Here is a 17997-nt window from a genome sequence, read left to right as displayed (position 1 = left end):
GGTTGAGAATGGAAAAACGGAGCATGAAGTTTGCCTTCATACTTCTTGCGGCAAGTATACTGGTCTCCTGCGCCGGCCAGTCGAACGATTCCGGCATGGCGGGAGACCAGGCAAGCGTTCCGCCTGATGGTCGTGGAAGTGTGGTGATGACGACCGGAGTAGGGATCGGTGACGTCATGTCGGACTTTACCGAAGAGAAGTGGGAGGATAGCGTTTGGTTACGCGCTTATCGGGACGAATTGGGTATTGATATGAAGGCTGCTTGGTATGCGAAGGGAAAGGAAGCGATCACGCAGAAGGTGAGCGTTGCGATCGCTTCCGGCAAAATTCCCGATTTGTTGGCCGTTAACAGTGAACAATTATCCGCGATCTCGAGAACCAACTTGTATACCGATCTGACGAGCATATATGAAACCTATGCGACACCGCTGACCAAATCGATTTTGAATGAGGACGACAAGCGTTCGCTAGCATCCGCTACGTTTGACGGAAAGCTTATAGCGATTCCAGGGCTTAACTCCGCTATTGACGGAGCATCATTCATGTGGATTCGCCAAGATTGGCTGGACAAGCTCGGGTTGAAAGTACCGGAAACGGCGAGCGAGCTGGAAGAGGTCATGAGATCTTTTGAGAACCGAGACCCTGATGGCAACGGCAAGGCAGATACGATCGGACTCGTCCTGAGCAAAGATTTTTTGAATCAAGGCTTGGCGGAAGCTATCGGTTTGTTTAATGCTTTTGATGCTTATCCGAAAATTTGGGTCAAAGACAAAGGCGGAAATCTAGCATACGGAAGCGTTCAGCCTGAAGTGAAAGATGCGCTAGCCTTTTTGAGCCGCTTGTATAAGGAAGGAATCATTGAGACCGATTTTGCGGCGATGGACACACCTACGGCAGCAGAACTTGCAGCGAACGGAAGAGGGGGCGTCGTATTCGGCGCGATGTGGAACGGCATGTATCCGTTGCAAGGAACGAAAGATAGATTCAAGGATTCCGACTGGAGAGCTTACCCTATCGTGTCCAAGGATGAACAGCCCGCTCATCCGCAAATTAAGCTGAATGTGGAGCAATATTTCGTCGTTCGAAGTGGCTACGAGCATCCGGAAGCTTTGATCAAGCTGATAAACTTTTGGACGGAGCTGAACTACGGCGATGCGGGGAAAGAGAGGTACGATCGATTTCTTGGTCTGCCTCCGGCTCCCGGCCATCATTATGCAGTAGCTAAAGTATGGAAATCGAATAAAAACCTGCAAGCTTATTTGGATATTAAAGACGCTCTCGAGACGGGAGTGCTGTCCAAGCTGAATGTCGAGGAAAAGGGCTACTATGACAATATTCTCAAATACAGTGCCGGCGACGATTCTTTTGCCCAGTATGAGAAAGTATTTGGCAGGACGGGCTCCTACGCCGTCATGAACGATTATGTACAACGTGATTTATTCAAAATGGACGAGTTTTACGGCGCTTCTACGGAAGCGATGAGGTCTCGATTGCTGACGATTGATCAGATGATTTCCGAATATTACACGAAAGTGATTATGGGGACAGAGACTATTGACCAATTCGATGCTTTCGTCGCCAATCTTGGTCAGATCGGGCTTGATGAAATAACGAAGGAAGTTAATGTATGGAAAAAAACAGACAGTGTAATGTTCTCCAAGGAATGATAGGAGAGACACTGTCTGTTTTTTTTATGAAGTCGGCAGAGTGCAAGGATTATCGGAATTGTGAAATCGCTTTCTTTCCTATCGGACGATAAACTTATTATGTAAGAAATTAAGAATGACAGGGGGAGCAAGCATGACAAATAACAAAAAGAAAGCAATGACATCAGCGGTAGCAACGCTTCTGAGCATCTCGCTTCTAGCGGGGTGCAGCTCTAACGGCGGCAACAATGCACCTAACAACGGGCAGTCAACCGACGGTGGCAATAATGGCGCGAATGCAGTGACCGAAGCTCCGGTTGATCCGACGGCCAAGTTCGATCCGCCTATTGAATTGACAGTTGGCGTTGGAATCGGAGATCCCATCGCCGATGAATTTACCGAAGAAAAATGGGAAAACAGCGAATGGATTAAAGCCTATAAAGAAGAGCTTGGCATTATCATTAAGCCTCTATGGTATACGAAAGGCGGAGACGCTGCGAAGCAGAAGATGAGCGTAGCCATTGCTTCGGGCGATATTCCCGATCTGATCGGCGTCAGTCAAGAGCAGCTGGCATCCTTGTCCAAAACGAATCTATATACAGATTTAACGGACGTATACGAGAAATTCTCGACACCATTGACGAAGCAGATTATTACGGAGGAAGGCAATACGGCGCTCGAATCGGCAACCTTCGGAGGCAAGCTGATAGCGATTCCGGGCACGAACTCCGCGATCGACGGCGCGTCCTTCCTGTGGGCTAGGCAGGATTGGCTCGATAAGCTGAGTCTTCCGGTTCCGAAGACGACGGACGAGCTGTACACTGCAATGAAAGCTATTGTAGAGCAGGATCCTGACGGCAACGGCAAGAAGGATACGGTCGGCCTCATGCTGAACAAGGATTTCCTAGCTCCCGGCGTCGCCGAAGCGCTCGGCCTATTCAATGCATTCGATGCTTACCCGAAAGCGTGGGTTCGCGCCGCGGATGGCAAGCTCGTCTACGGCAGTGCGCAGCCGGAAGTAAAGGACGCCCTTGCGTATTTAAACAAATTATACAAAGAAGGCTTGATCGAGAAGGACTTCGGCGCCAAGGATTCGGGCAAAGCAGCGGAGTTGGCTGCATCTGGACTTGTTGGCTTTAACTTCGGCGCGATGTGGAACGGCATGTACCCGATGCAGCAAACGAAGGACAATTTCCCGGATTCGAACTGGCTGGCTTATCCGATCGTGTCCAAAGATGAGAAGCCCGCTAATCCTCAGATCAAGCTGAACGTGGAAAGCTACTTTGTGATGCGCAGTGGCTATGAGCATCCTGAAGCGATTATGAAGCTGATCAATTTCTGGACGGAGCTAAACTACGGCGATACAACGCAAGAGGAGTTCGATAAGTTCTTGGGACCGGCGCCTGCCCCAGGGCATCACTATGCGGTCGCAAAGGCTTGGAAGGCACAGAAAAACTTGCAAGCCCACCTGAAGGTGACGGAGGCATTCAAGACTGGAGATGCGTCTAAGCTGAATGCCGAGGAAAAAGGCTATTACGATAACATTCAAAAATACAAAGACGGCGACAACGCCAATGCGCAATTCGAGAAGGTATTCGGTGAAACAGGCTCCTTCAGGTACATGAACGAGTACGTGAACAATAACCTGTTCAAGATGGACGAGTTTTACGGCGCTTCAACGGACGCTATGAAAAATCGCTTGAAAACGATCGAGCAAGCCGTTATCGAATACTACACGAAAGTTATTATGGGCTCTGACTCCATCGATAACTTCGATAAATTCGTCAGCCAGCTGAACAAGCTCGGACTTGAAGATGTAACGAAGGAAGTTAATGATTGGGACGCTGCTAAGTAATCGTTAATGAATTGAAAAAAAGAAGAGAAGGAGGGACCTCAGTCGTCCCTCCTTCTATACGGATGGAGCGTGCATGTCGATGGAGATGAAAGGGACCCGCAAACGTCGGTTTTCTACTGGAGCTTATCATATGATGCTGCTGCCGGCGGTCATCCTGGTGCTTATTTACAGCTATGGGCCGATCGTTGGCATCGTCATCGCTTTTCAAGATTTTATTCCTTCAAACGGTTGGTTCGGCTCGGAGTGGATCGGCTTTGACAACTTTAAGTACGTATTCGGCATGCCTGATACGCTGCAGGTGATTGGCAATACGCTATTAATCTCATTAATGAAAATGGTCGTCGGAATCGTGTTCCCTCTAGGTCTGGCCATATTGCTTAACGAAGTGAAAAGCGCAATGTTTAAAAGAACCGTTCAAACAGTCGTCTACATGCCTTATTTTATTTCATGGATTATTTTATCCGGCATTCTAATCGATATCTTGTCGCCTTCGGGAGGCATCATCAACAATCTATTGCAATTTCTAGGCTTCGAACCGATTTACTTCCTCGGAAGCGGCCCTTGGTTCCGCTTTGTCATCGTCACTTCGCATATCTGGAAGGAGCTCGGCTTCGATACGATCGTATATTTGGCCGCAATACTTAGCATCGATAAATCGTTATATGAAGCTGCCGCGCTAGACGGTGCGGGGCATATGAAGCAAATGTGGCATATCACGCTTCCAGGCATGAGACCTGTAATTGTGCTGCTCAGCGTCCTAAGTCTTGGAAATATTTTGAATGCGGGCTTCGACCAAGTATTCAATTTATATAGTCCTCAAGTCTACTCCAGCGCGGATATTCTGGATACGTACGTATTCCGGATCGGCATGGAGCAAATGCAATACGGCGTAGCGACTGCTGTCGGCTTGTTCAAGTCGTTCGTATCCTTCGTCTTTATTTGTACATCCTACTTGCTCGCTTACAGGCTCGCCAACTACAGGATTTTCTAAGGAGGTATCATCTTATGATTGAACGGCGCACGCCTTCCCGGCTGCTATTTCTGTATGCCAACTATATTTTTCTTGCCCTATTCTCGTTAACCTGCTTGTTCCCGATTATTCATATGGCGGCGATGTCGCTAAGCAGCAATGCGGCCGTTACGGCAGGGTGGGTAACCGTATGGCCTGTCGGATTTAATCTGGACTCCTACAAATATATTTTCAGCAACCATATTTTTATGAACACGGTAGGCGTATCCTTTCAAAGGCTAATTCTTGGCGTTCTTCTAAGCTTGTCGCTGACTGTTCTCGCAGCTTATCCGCTGTCCAAATCGAATTTGAAGTTTCGTTCGAGATCCGTATATTCATGGTTTTTCGTCGTGACGATGATCTTCAACGGGGGACTAATTCCGACCTTTATGGTCGTCAAGGAAACAGGATTAATGGATTCAATCTGGGCGCTTGTGCTTCCATCTGCGGTTAATGTCTTCAACATCGTGCTCATGCTTAATTTCTTCCGCACGCAGCCGGCCGAGCTGGAGGAATCGGCGCAAATGGACGGAGCGGGCGCATGGAGAACGCTATGGAGCATTTACTTGCCGATATCCAAGCCGTCTTTGGCTACGATTGCGCTGTTCACGATTATTTTTCACTGGAATTCATGGTTTGACGGCATGATCTATATGAACTCACCATCCCATTATCCGCTGCAGACTTATCTGCGTACCGTTATCGTGGCCAGGGACTTAACGAATATGAATGCAAACGATCTGTCGCTGATTGCCAATATCTCAAACCGAACCGTCTTGGCGGCTCAGTTGTTCGTATCGATGCTGCCTGTCCTATGCATTTATCCATTCTTGCAAAAATACTTCGTTAAAGGGCTTGTATTAGGAAGCGTGAAGGGGTAAGTCGTTTATTACGATCAAGAAATCAGAGAGGTGTCCAATGAATCGAAATCGAAACCAATTAAAACAATCATTCATGGATCCGGCAATCCCGTTCCGCCCTGTTCCGTTCTGGGCTTGGAATGATGATTTGAAGCAGGAGGAATTGGACCGTCAGATCGACGGCTTCAAGGAGCAAGGCATGGGTGGATTTATGATGCATGTGCGCGAGGGCTTGGAAACCCCCTATTTGAGCGATGAATTCATGGAACGTATCAAGGGAAGCGTGACCAAGGCAAAGGAATCCGGCATGAAAGCTTGGCTGTACGATGAAGATCGTTATTCCTCCGGCATGGGCGGCGGATTGGTTCCGAAGGCGGGCGGCGATGCGGTACGCGCCAAGGCGCTGACGCTGAGTTTGAGCCAATCCATGGAGTCTGGCGATGCGTCGATCGTTGCCGCTTATAAGGCAGTCATCAAGGGAGATCAAATAACAGAGCTGACCCGGTTTGTATCTGATAAAGGCGGAAATAGGCTTTATGGAAGTGCCGAAACTTACCTTGTATTTCGGGTTCGAATTGCTGCTATGAACGATTGGTGCCATGGCGATACGTATACGGATTTAATGAATCCGGAGACGGCAAGGCTGTTTATCGAGAAAAATTATGAACCGTATCGGAAAGCGGTAGGGGAGGAATTCGGCAAAACCGTACCTGGCGTATTTACCGACGAACCGACGGTGAAAGGATTTTCCGAACGGCTGGAAGAGCCTGAGCTAACTTGGATCGCTTGGAGCGAGGTGCTGACAAGCGAGTTTGAACGGAGAAGGGGCTATTCGATCTGGGAGCTGCTTCCTTTCTTTTTCTTTGGAGGGAAACCTTCTGCTCAAATTCGGCATGACTATTGGTTAACGGTGGCAGAGACGTTCAGCGAATCGTATACGAAACAAATCGGCGATTGGTGCAGAGAGCAAGGCATACAGCTCACCGGTCATTTTCATTCCGAAGGCAGCATTGTAGGACAGGTCCAGCATAGCGGATCCTTGATGCTGCATTATCGGTATATGGATATACCAGGCGTCGATACGCTGTGTGAGCAGACGGCCGAGCATTTGACGATAAAGCAAGTTTCCAGCATTGCCAATCAGTTGGGGAAGAAGCGGGTCATTACCGAGACGTACGGTGTTACGGGCTGGGATTTGACCTTCGAGAATAGGAGATGGATCGGCGATTGGCAATATGCGCTAGGGGTCAATCTGTTGACCCATCACCTTTCCTGGTATTCGCTCAGAGGGTGCCGCAAGCGCGATTACCCGCCATCCTTCAACTATCATACGAATTGGTGGAACCATGACCGGAAGATGGAGGATTATTACGCAAGGCTTAGCGCGGTGCTGAGCGAAGGCAAGCTTACCCGCAACGTGCTCGTCGTCCATCCCTCCACTTCAGTATGGACGAAGCTAGGACAAAGCGTCCATTCGGCTGCATGGAAAAACAACGCAGGCAACGAGACGCTGCTGGCGGATTACGACAAGTCGTTCAATGCATTCGTTAACCGTCTAGTCGAGCTTCATGTCGATTATGATCTAGGAGACGAGCTGATCATGAAGGAGTTCGCTAGGGCTGACGAAGAGCGGCTTATCGTTGGCGAGGCCAGCTATGAATTCGTTATTCTTCCGTCTCTTAACAATCTGATGTCCTCCACGGTTGAGGTGCTGCTCGCTTATATGGACGGAGGCGGCAAAGTAGCTGCGTTCGGGGCTATGCCATCATTAGTGGATGGCCGATCGGAGAATCTTCATCGTTTGGAGGAGCTGCTTGATCATAAAGGGTTTATCCGATTGCAGGATGCTGATGAGCTGGAGACGTTGCTGAACGGGTCTGCGTCAAGGGCGGTAAGCATTAAGGATGAGGCGGGCGTAGAAGCGAAGCCGTTTCTTCATATGCATCGGCAAATGGACGGCTGTACAGTTGTGTTTATCGTAAACAATGATCGGGATCATGGTCATCAAGTAGAGATTCGACTCTCAAGCGGCCAATGTTTGGAGGAATGGGATGCTTGGACGGGGAAAGTAATAACACGATCCGTTCGCTTGGAAGAAGGAGGAGTTACGTTCAAAGAAAATTTTGAACCGGCGCAGTCCAAGCTTTACGTTATAGGGAATGCTCCGTTTGAGCGAATGGAGCAAATGGCTGTTCCTCAAAGCGAACTTGTTAGCTCAGGCCATGAACAGCTAACGGAGCTGAAGCCTGTTTCCTTCCAACGGTCCGCGCCTAATGCGCTTATTCTCGATCAATGCCAATTTCGAATGGGGGAAGAGCAGTGGTCGGAACCCATGGAGGTCTGGAAAGCCCAGCGGATCATTCGCGAGCGGCTTGACATGCGCCAAGTCTTGCATTCCGGCAATCTGCAGCGGTATTTCTGGATTCATGAGGAACACCCAGGTAACGAGACACCATTCGAGCTGCGATTTACGTTCACTGTAGCCGAAGTACCTTCGACCGATACGTACTTCGTATTCGAGGATGCGAACCGCTTCGATTTTGAGCTTAATGGTAAGCGTGTTGAGGCAGAACCAGAAGGCTACTACTTGGATGTGAGCATGAAGAAGGTGAAGCTGCCGACTTTGCGGGAGGGTGTGAACACGCTTGATGTTCTTATCGCGTACTGCAACGACATGGAGCTGGAGAACGGTTATATTATAGGAGACTTTGCGATTGACTCTTATCGCAGAATTGTGGACGAACCTAGCAATCTGAGTTACGGAGACTGGCGTAGTCAAGGTTATCCTTACTATTGCGGCAGTATGAATTATTGTTTCGAGATTGAGAAGGAAACTAACGAAGGCAACGGATACAGTCTGGTGTTTGGCCGTTATGAAGCTGTGCTGATGGACGTGAAAGTGAATGGGGCGGCGTGCAAGATGATTCCTTGGCGAAGCGAAGCCTATGTGGATTTGGATCCGTTTTTAGTGACAGATGGAGAAAATCGAGTCGTTATTGAGGTCGTAGGCAGCCCGCGCAATTTGTTTGGTCCGCTCCATCAATTGGATACTAATCCTAAATGGATGGATTGGTGGTCATTCCACCCCGAGGACAACGATTATACGACCGAATACAGAGGTACTCCATACGGTTTAATAGATCCGGTTAGATTGCTGCGTTCCAGCAAATAGAACGAGGTGATAAGAAATGATGAAACCGGTACGTTTAAAGATCAATAACTATTACTCTCACTTAGGGATTGATACGGCTATCCCTATATTTGGCTGGCAATTGGAAAGCGAGCAGCAGAATCAGAGTCAGACTCACTATCGAATCATACTCGCTAAACGAAAAGAGTCGGTCATTAGTTGTGAACAACTGCTTTGGGACAGCGGCAAGGTAAGCTCTTCCGAGCAATTCGGCATTGTCTATCAAGGGCAACCGCTTCAAAGCGTTACTGCCTACTATTGGAGAGTCGCTGTATGGAATCAGCATGGCGTATTGGCATGGAGCGAAGTGCAAACGCTGTTTACTGGCTATCTGAACGCTGAAACCTGGAAGGCCGAATGGATCGGTAGCGGCGGAACCAAACCATTTTACGCCAGAACGGGATTTTCCTCGGAGGGAAGAGTCAAGCGCGCCTATGCGCTCGTATCGGGTCTTGGCCACTTCAAGCTGTACATGAACGGCGAGAAAGTCGGACCCAATGAGATGGATCCGGGCTGGACCAATTATACAAAGTCCGTACAATATGTTTGCTTTGATGTGACGGACAAGATTCGTGAAGGCAGTAACGTAATCGGATTTTCGGTCGGTAACGGATTTTATGCGGGAGATGCGGGAGATCGGCATTTCTATACGATAGGAAAAGGGTACAAACCCTACGGCACCGAGCTGCTTGCAATTGGAGAATGGCATATTGAATATGAGGACGGCTCCGTTGTATATGTAAGGACGGAGGGCGAGAACTGGAAAGTTCGCGAGTGCGCGACGACGCTAGCGAACGTGTACGGCTCCGAAAATTTTGATGCAAGGCTATATCCGAATGGATGGTACGGATTAGATTTCGACGATTCGGGTTGGGAGACTGCCAAGGTGTTGGCTTCCCCTGCCGGTAATCTCGTAAGCCAGAACCAGCCGCCGATTACGGTGAGAACGGTCTACGATACGATCGGAATCGAAGAGCCGCTCGAGCAAGTGTATATTTACGATTTGGGCCAAAATATGTCTGGCATGTTCGAAATTTATGTCAGCGGCCCTGCCGGCTCTAAAGTCACTATAAAACCTGGCGAACTACGGAACGAGAACGGTACGGTAGCTACCCCGTGGGACATTGTTACCTATTCCGAGTACACGCTAGCCGGTACAGGGGATATAGAAGTATGGAAGCCCGACTTTTCCTGTTACGGTGCGAGATGGGTACAGATCGAAGGCTGCACCCGTGATGGATCCGACAAGTCTAAGCCGATCATTCATGACGTCAAAGGACATTTCGTAACGTCGGCATCCGAGGATGTAGGTCGATTGGAGACAGATGATCCTCGCATAACGAAGCTTGCCCAGATTATTATCAAAGCGATCGAGAGCAATCTGCACAGCGTGCATTCCGATTGCCCGACGATCGAGAAACTGGGCTGGATCGAGACGGCAAGTCTGATGGGCCCATCGATTATGTGCGTGAAGAGTGTCGAAGAGCTATGGCTGAAAATTACGCGAGATATGATGGAAGCTCAGACGGAGGAAGGCTTAATTCCTGATATAGCACCGGAATATTCGAGATTTAGCGATGGTTTCCGTGATTCGATAGCATGGGGAAGCGCGATTATTCTCGTTCCCGAGCTACTGTTGCAGACCTATGGTAACCGAACCGCTATGGAAGAAACATATCCTGCCATGAAAGCATATTTGAATTATTTGAAGTTGAAAGAAGTGGACGGAGGACTTATTAACCATGGACTCGGAGACTGGGGCATTGCGCCGCAGACCGGCGGAGACTACATCGAGAACGTAGAGACTGCTTTCTATTATGAGAGTTACAGGTTAACGTCCAAGTTCGCCTCCTTGCTCGGACTAGCTAGCGATGCGGAGCATTACGCGAGGGAAGCAGAACGGGTGAAGCGATGCTATAATGCGAAACTATTGCGCCGGATCGCGAGCGAAGGTGAAGGGCGTTATGCCTATTGTAAGCTGAACGGAGAATTCGATCCGCTGAATCAGGTGGTTCAGGCTATTCCGCTTTACTTTGGACTCGTGGATGAAGAGTATCGATCCGATATTGAATCGGCGCTATTGCATGCGGCGTCAGGGCGACAGCTGCGATCGGGAGAGATAGGGCTTCGTTATTTGTTTGGCGCGCTTGCTGGAATGAAACGAAACGATATTGTATTCGATATGATGATGCAGCCCGAGCATCCGAGCTATATTCGATTCGTCGAACGCGGCGAAACGGCGCTGCCTGAATTCTGGACGGATGATTCCCGTTCCCGAAACCACGATATGATGGGACATATTTTGGAGTGGCTGTATAAGGAACTGCTAGGTATATCGTCAGTAGGGGATGCTTACAAGGAAATCCTCATTGCACCAGGTTGTTCGGACTTAATCCACCGTGTAACAGGCAGCCATCGCTCTGTTAGAGGCGAGATTCATGTCGATTTCATGTCCGAGGCGTGTGGCTTGCGGTTAGCAGTCACCTTGCCTCCGAATACAAGCGGAATGATTAAACTTCCTATTGCGTCGGATGAACCGGTAATCATGGAAAGTGATACTTTGATCAACTTTGAAATTGTTCAAGAGCATGGGCGTCTATTTGCAATTAGTCGCGTAGGTTCAGGAAGTTACCAATTTGAAGTGCGAGAAAAAGGAGTTTAACCAAAGAACCGTAGATTTCATATTTTCTAATTTAGGATGAAAATAAGTTTGAAAATTAGTTGGATCAAGGCCCATTGATTTGATTATACTCGAGTTCAATATCTCAATTAATCGCAGCGCAAGCTTGTTTCCGAGTCCGAAATTTGATTTGGTAAACAAGCTCCATTTTCAGCGAGCTGTGAAACGATTCGATGCTGGCATTATCGTATCAATTGCCTTTCCAGCTCATGCTTCCGGTCATTTTCGCTTTCTCGAGAAGCTGCCGGTACTAGTTTGATGCGTACTGCAAACCGCGATCCGAATGGTGAATCACGCCTTCTACATGCTTGCTCGTTGTATCGCGTCATCGAGTGATTCCAGACACAAGTCTTTATTGATGGGCCCAGCCAACGATCCTGCGGGAGTAGAGGTCCATAAGGCTGGCCAAATACACCCAACCCTCGGAAGTTTTCGTCTTCATGCGAAACTCTTCGCTATAACGCTTGCGTTTCTCTTCCATTGCTCACACCTCAACCTATTATTATCTATAGCATAGCAGGTCTCCATTAAGGCGTGTCAACTAATTAGTCTAATCGCATGCGGGCGGATATGAGTCACAGAGGTCGATTAAGCTGTATGTTCCACTTAAAAAGCATCTTTGGCGCAGTTAAGACCATTTTGATTGTACGAAATCCATCTAAATAGTCGTCAAACATCCAATCATTACGATGAAAATCCAATCACCGTTATATGGTTCATTACTCCGTAAGCACTTACAATTAAGAGCAGAAGGGGGGAACTTAGACATCATGTTAGCAAGATTATACAAATACCGGTGGCAATATGTAATGATATTTCCTGCTGTGCTGCTCCTGTTTCTGTTCAACTATGTACCGATGGCGGGGATTCAAATCGCATTCCGAGATTTTCAGATCGGCTCCTCCATTTGGGAGAGCGCATGGGTAGGCTTGGACAATTTCACTTTTCTGCAAGAACCGCAGTTTTGGGTCGTTGTCAAAAATACGCTGTTCATCTCGGTGTTGAAATTCATATTCGGGTTTCCGGCTCCGATCATCCTAGCCTTAATGATCAATGAATTGATGCATAACGGCTTCAAGAGGTTCGTTCAGTCCGTTAGCTATTTGCCCCATTTCTTCTCGTGGATTGTCGTCGCTTATATTCTGCAGTCGTTTCTGACGCTAGACGGGGGATTAGCTAACGATCTGATTGCGAGGATGGGCGGAGAACCTATCTTCTTCCTCGGATCGGAGCAATGGTTCCGACCTATGATAATCTCCAGTGGATTGTGGAAAGAGGTAGGCTGGAATACCATCCTGTATCTTGCAGCTATATCGGCGATCGATCCGCAGCTGTACGAAGCGGCTAAGGTCGAAGGAGCAGGGAAGTGGTCGCAAATCAAGCATGTTACCATTCCGGGCATTATGCCTACCGTATCGATCGTACTTATCTTGAGCATTCCGAGCCTGATCGCCGTTGGCATGGATCAGATTTATCCGCTCATGAACCCGGCGAATATGCAGGTGGCGGATGTGCTGGATACGTATGTGCTGCGAACCGGCCTTCAGCAAGGGTATTTCGGGATGGCTACCGCAATTGGCCTGCTATCTTCCGTTATTAGCCTTATCCTCGTCGTACTCACGAATCAGCTATCCAGAAAATTGAACGGTGAGGGGTTATGGTAAACGATGAAACGTTCAACGGGTGAAAAAATATCGCAAGGCATCGTTATCGCGCTCATGCTCTTATTATGCTTGTCCGTGCTTTATCCGTTCGCTTATATGCTGGCGATATCGCTGAATGAGGGGACGGATGCGGCGAAGGGCGGAGTTTACTTATGGCCGCGGGCGTTTACGTTGATCAACTATGAAATCGTGCTTGGAAATGAAGTGATCCAGCATGCCTATCTCATCACGATTGCTCGTACGGTTGCAGGAACAATCGCCGGCCTTCTCATTACGCTTATGGTCGCATTCGGCTTGTCGTATCATCAGGTTCCGTTCCGCAAATCGATTCTAAGCTATATTTTGATCACGATGCTGTTCAGCGGCGGACTCGTTCCGCTATACATTCAATTGTATAACCTCGGTCTGATTAACAACTTCATGGTCTACATCATTCCGGGCATGTTCTCGACTTGGAATATGTTCGTCATGCTGAAGTTCATTCAAGGCATTCCGGAGGCGCTCATCGAATCGGCGGAGCTGGACGGCGCAGGACCGTTCCGTATCTTGTTCCAAATCATCGTGCCGCTGTCGAAGCCGATGCTCGCGGCAATCGGATTGTTCACCGCCGTCGGGCATTGGAATGATTGGTTCGCCGGTGCGTTCTTCGTGACCGAACAAGATTTGATTCCGGTACAGACGTTTCTGCAGCAGTTGCTTCAGGCCCAGGATATGTCGGCCATTTTAGGATCGAACTCGAATCAAGAGGCTTTAGCCAGAGGTTCGCAAATGCAGAACGTAACGCTAATGTCGGTGAAGATGGCAACCGTAATGGTAAGCGCGATTCCGATTCTGTGCGTGTATCCATTCCTTCAGAAGTATTTTGTGAAGGGCGTATTAATCGGCTCCGTCAAAGGGTAACAGCAAGCTGCTAAAGGGTATAATGATTAACCATATACCAGTAATAACGATATTGAAAAGGGGAGAAAAACGAACATGTTGAAGGGCAGCAAATGGGTACAGAAAAACAGCCTTATTGCGATTGCGGCGGTCTTATTGGTTTCGGTTGTTGCGGGCTGCTCCGGTTCAAATAATGCGAACAAGGAACCGAACGGCGCAAACACGGAACAAAGCGGCGGCGAAAGCGCAACGGGTCCGCAAAAGTTCAATCTTTGGCTGGGCTGGTCGACGACGATCAACAATGACAGCCTCGTGCAAAAATATTGGAAGGAAGAAGAGCCGGGCGTAGAAGTGGAGCTTGAGGCGACACAGGGGGACGCGGTAACCGCGCTTAACCTGAAGCTGAACACGGGCGGCTTCAAAGACGCAGCCATATTCGGCCGCAGCGATATCGTCAAAGCGGCGATGATTCGCTCGAATAAAGTGCTTTCGGTCGAGCAATATTTCGATATGCCTGATAAATATCCGAACCTCGCGGCAATTCCGAAAGTATATTTGGATCAAATGAAGGATGCCGAAGGCCATATCTGGTCGATTCCGACCTGGTTCGATCAGAATCCTGACAATCCTTGGCCGGGCTGGGCTTCGCAATCATGGCTCGTTCGTACGGATGTGCTGGAGAAAGCGGGAATGAGCGTAGCGGATTTGGCTACGATTGAAGGAGTAGAAGCGTTCCTGGCCAAAGCGTCCGAGCAAACGGACGAGTCGGGCAAGCCTCTTCTGCCGCTTAGCTTCCTGATGGATCCTAACGATACGGCCGGTTGGAACGACGAGAATGCGGTACTGAGCACATTCGGCGTCACAACGAGCGGCGGCATTATTCCGGTAGAGAAGAAAGGCGACCAATTCGTCCTTATGTATGACGATCCTCAGTATAAAGCGGCTTATCAGTGGATGAACAAAATGTATCGCTCCAATCTGATCGATCCAGAAGTCGTAACCGACAAGAAGGAACGCTATAAGGAGAAAAACAAAGCCGGACGCGTAGCGATGAATGTGGGTACCTTCTTTAACATAGACCCTGATATATGGGAGACGCTCGACGGACCGACGGAGCCGGGCTGGTTCTATCAAGTCGTTCCATTCCCGAAAGTAGCCGGCGTCGAGAAGCTTGGAGCGAATACGGTCATCAATCCGTATCCAGGCTATGATGTCTACATTAGCAAGGACAGCAAAAACCTTGATGCGATTCTTAAGTTCCTTGAGTATTCGCTGCAGCCGAAAGCCGAGCAGCAAAACGTTATTAATGAAGGGCCGGTAGGCAAGTTCTGGGATTGGGTCGACCAACCGCTTGGACTTTGGAAATATATCGATGCCGAATATGAGAAGGCGCGCAATTCGGGTGAGCCTGCTCAGAAGGCAAAAGTCACACCTGAGCTGTATATGCTTTCTTCCTACAATAACGACTGGTATCCATGGTGGAACTATGGTTCAAGCGACAAGGCCGGCAGCAAAAAAACGGCAGAGTTCACAGCGGCGGTAGGACAGATGGGCGCTGTTCGCAGCATTCAAACGCATGACCTCGTTAAGGCGAAGGTAGGCGGACTGATCGAGAAGTATTTGCCTGAGCTCGAAAATATCCGTAAGGAATACAGAGCCAAATTCATTATGGCGACCAGCGACGAGCAATTCGAGTCGACTTGGAACGGGTTCCGCGATGCCCTCGAGAAACGCGGCCACTGGTCGGAAGTGAAGCAGGAATGGCAGGAGCAATATGACATCTTAGCCAAAGAGCAAGGCTAGTTATAGACACGGAAGGAGCAGTTCCCTCGGGAGCTTGCTCCCTTTTCCGTTGTTGCGATTGCTATTTTGCTAATAAACTATGGAGAGGGGGGGATTCCAATGACAATGCGCCGCAGCTTGGAAAGAATCGTTATCCGCATCACGAGCAAGATGAATCTTCGCGGAAAAATATTTTTTCTCTACGGAGCCATTATATTCATCCCTACGAAATTGCTGGGGATCGTCGCGGGTTATTTAGCACTGCAAAGTTTTAGAGATAATTATATGGTTACCATTAAAGAGGCGATGCGCCAAACGGTTCAAAATATCGAGGTTCGCAAGCAAAGCTACGACGTGCTTGCCACGCGTACGGGAACGGACGGGGAGCTTGTAGCGCGCTTAAGCCGTGATTATTCGAATATGTTCGAGCAGCTCAATACGGTTGAGTACGTCGATCGCTCCTTCGTCTTTACGAGTCAATATTTGCCGGGGATCGATGACTTCCGAATCTATCATACGAATACGATGTTAGTTCAGGACGGACGACTACTGTGGAAACCGAAGGGACGCATTTTACAGCCGGGCTTTACCGAGACGGATTGGTTCGCGAGCGCTAGCGGGGATCCAAGCGCTTTAACTTGGGGCAACGTCAACAAAAACAAACTCGTCATTTCGCATAAAATTATGAGTCCGTCCGGCAATATGCTCGGTCTCATCTATATGCTGCTAGATTACAAAACGGTATTCGGCAAGCTGTTCGACCGTCCGTTCAGCGGTTCGGGCGAGCTGTCGATTATCGACGACAACAGCACGATCATCGTCTCCTCCGATCCCCAGAAGATCGGTTTAAAGCTTCAAGCGACATCGCTGAATGATCACTGGGAGGAAGCGAGCCTCTCCGAGGGCTTGATGATCGGCGGCAATCTGCTTATGGTCAGACCAATCGACTCGAATTGGCAAGTTGCCGCGCTGATTCAGATGGATGAGCTGGAGAGCCAATCGAAGACGATCCTATACGGCATTATTGCCGCTATACTCATTTTTTTGTTAAGCTCCACCTTCTTAATAATGACCGTTTTGAAAAATGTCGTTTGGCGCATTCGCAAGCTTGGCGCCCGCATGTACGATGTCAGCCAAGGCCAATTCGACGTCAGCATTCGGAATACGGACAAGGATGAGCTTGGCGAGCTTGAGGTATTATTCAACTCGATGTCCGGCCGTTTGGGCGGATTGGTAGAAGACATTACGCAAGCGAATCTCAAGGAGCGCGAGCAATCATTTAAGGCGTTGCAGGCGCAGATCAATCCGCACTTTATTTATAATTCGTTAAGCCTGCTGAGATGGAGGGCGCTGGATCTTCAGGACGATGCGCAGCTTAGAACGATTGACGCGCTAACGACCTTTTACCGATTGGCATTGGACAACAAAATTAACGTCACGCAAATTAAAGGCGAGCTTGATCATGTAAGAGCGTATTTGGACATTCAGGAGCTGCGTTATCCGGGTCGAGTGAGCATCGAGTGGAATATTGATCAGGACCTGCTCGACCTGTATACGATCAAGTTGCTGCTGCAGCCTGTCGTGGAGAATTGTTATTTGCACGGCAACATTACGGGGAAGAAAGGCGCCGTCATCCGCATCTCGGCGCTGCTCGAGCAGGATAACGTCCGTTTCGAGGTGTTCGACAACGGCAGAGGCATCAAGAGCGAGACGCTGGAGCAAATTCGGCTAGGCAAGCATACGGGCGGCGGAGGCAACGGCTTCGGCACGGCTAATATCCGCGAGCGGCTTCAATTATATTTTGAAAATAAGCATGCATTCACCATAGAAAGCAAGGAGAACGAATGGACGGCGGTAACGATTGTCATACCTGCTTGCGCCCAAACGCCTCAAATCAGGAAGGTGCTGTGATGTTGTTAAAAGCACTGATCGTTGATGATGAGCCTACGCATATCCAAGGGTTGGTTCGTTATATTAAGTGGCAGGAGCTCGGGTATGATGACCCTGTCACGGCGAATCCGCGTTTTGCTGGCGGTACCCCATGCCCATCAAGCTAAGTAATTAATACACCCCCAAAACGAAAAAGCTATCCTTTATTAACAAAAAGAATAGCTTTTTTTCGTTTTGGGGTATTCGAAAATTTTAACTTGATGGGCATGTGTCTCTACCCCTATGTTCAAATAAATAAAATGGTTTATGATGACAGAGTAACGAATTACCTATTTGAAGAAAAAGGGTACAAAGCGGAGGAAATAACATGTATTTGGGTATTTATCCCTCGAGGATTGAATACTCTTCTTTGCTTTCATGGGAAACGGAGATCCATCTTTTAACATAACGGTCGATTGCCTGCGAAATATCAGTTAAAAAAGGTTAAATAAACTAGTTAAAACTGCATTTTAACCAAAATGGCATTTATTAAGCCGGATTTA

Annotated in this window: 12 protein-coding genes; 11 read left to right on the top strand and 1 reads right to left on the bottom strand. The window is 48.6% G+C overall.

Annotation, left to right across the window (positions count from 1 at the left end; genetic code table 11):
- The first annotated feature begins 8 nt into the window (after window positions 1-8).
- The 6 genes from HI950_RS28000 (at window position 9) to HI950_RS27975 (ending at window position 11222) form a co-directional block, all read left to right on the top strand.
- On the top strand, window positions 9-1667 hold the full coding sequence (locus tag HI950_RS28000) for a type 2 periplasmic-binding domain-containing protein (RefSeq protein WP_169088485.1): 1659 nt from the start codon (window positions 9-11) through the stop codon (window positions 1665-1667).
- A gap of 133 nt (window positions 1668-1800) precedes the next feature.
- Window positions 1801-3501 (top strand): extracellular solute-binding protein, encoded by a 1701-nt coding sequence (locus tag HI950_RS27995; RefSeq protein ID WP_169088487.1) that lies wholly within the window; start codon window positions 1801-1803, stop codon window positions 3499-3501.
- 85 nt (window positions 3502-3586) lie between these two features.
- Window positions 3587-4492, top strand: a complete 906-nt coding sequence (locus HI950_RS27990) for an ABC transporter permease (RefSeq protein WP_169088690.1) — start codon at window positions 3587-3589, stop codon at window positions 4490-4492.
- Between the two features lie 14 nt (window positions 4493-4506).
- Window positions 4507-5391: a carbohydrate ABC transporter permease gene (locus HI950_RS27985; protein ID WP_169088489.1), complete on the top strand. Its 885-nt coding sequence runs from the start codon at window positions 4507-4509 to the stop codon at window positions 5389-5391.
- Between the two features lie 37 nt (window positions 5392-5428).
- On the top strand, window positions 5429-8542 hold the full coding sequence (locus tag HI950_RS27980) for a glycosyl hydrolase (protein ID WP_169088491.1): 3114 nt from the start codon (window positions 5429-5431) through the stop codon (window positions 8540-8542).
- Between the two features lie 16 nt (window positions 8543-8558).
- A complete protein-coding gene (locus tag HI950_RS27975; RefSeq protein WP_169088493.1) occupies window positions 8559-11222 on the top strand; it encodes a family 78 glycoside hydrolase catalytic domain in 2664 nt (887 codons plus the stop codon).
- A 103-nt stretch (window positions 11223-11325) separates the two neighbouring features.
- Here HI950_RS27975 and HI950_RS37125 read toward each other — a convergent pair whose 3' ends face one another.
- Window positions 11326-11415: an IS3 family transposase gene (locus tag HI950_RS37125; protein WP_411268149.1), complete on the bottom strand. Its 90-nt coding sequence runs from the start codon at window positions 11413-11415 to the stop codon at window positions 11326-11328.
- Between the two features lie 595 nt (window positions 11416-12010).
- Between HI950_RS37125 and HI950_RS27965 the strand changes: the two genes are divergently transcribed.
- The 5 genes from HI950_RS27965 to HI950_RS27945 all read left to right on the top strand — a co-directional run bounded on the left by HI950_RS27965 (window position 12011) and on the right by HI950_RS27945 (window position 17622).
- Window positions 12011-12904: an ABC transporter permease gene (locus HI950_RS27965; RefSeq protein ID WP_169088495.1), complete on the top strand. Its 894-nt coding sequence runs from the start codon at window positions 12011-12013 to the stop codon at window positions 12902-12904.
- Between the two features lie 3 nt (window positions 12905-12907).
- Window positions 12908-13804 carry a carbohydrate ABC transporter permease gene (locus HI950_RS27960; protein ID WP_169088497.1) on the top strand — a complete coding sequence of 299 codons (897 nt, stop codon included), beginning with the start codon at window positions 12908-12910 and terminating at the stop codon, window positions 13802-13804.
- Window positions 13805-13879: 75 nt separating this feature from the next.
- Window positions 13880-15586, top strand: coding sequence for a type 2 periplasmic-binding domain-containing protein (locus HI950_RS27955; RefSeq protein ID WP_169088499.1), 1707 nt, complete (start codon window positions 13880-13882; stop codon window positions 15584-15586).
- Window positions 15587-15685: 99 nt separating this feature from the next.
- Window positions 15686-17476: a cache domain-containing sensor histidine kinase gene (locus HI950_RS27950; protein WP_223285546.1), complete on the top strand. Its 1791-nt coding sequence runs from the start codon at window positions 15686-15688 to the stop codon at window positions 17474-17476.
- The gene (locus HI950_RS27945) at window positions 17476-17622 is read left to right on the top strand and encodes a response regulator (protein WP_169088471.1); all 147 of its coding nucleotides are present in this window, start codon (window positions 17476-17478) and stop codon (window positions 17620-17622) included. The genes HI950_RS27950 and HI950_RS27945 overlap by 1 nt, the downstream gene beginning before the upstream one ends.
- The last annotated feature ends 375 nt before the right edge of the window (window positions 17623-17997 follow it).

Source organism: Paenibacillus sp. PL91, assembly GCF_012935325.2.
In the GTDB taxonomy this organism is placed as follows: domain Bacteria; phylum Bacillota; class Bacilli; order Paenibacillales; family Paenibacillaceae; genus Pristimantibacillus.
This window is presented reverse-complemented; position numbering and strand designations above follow the sequence as displayed.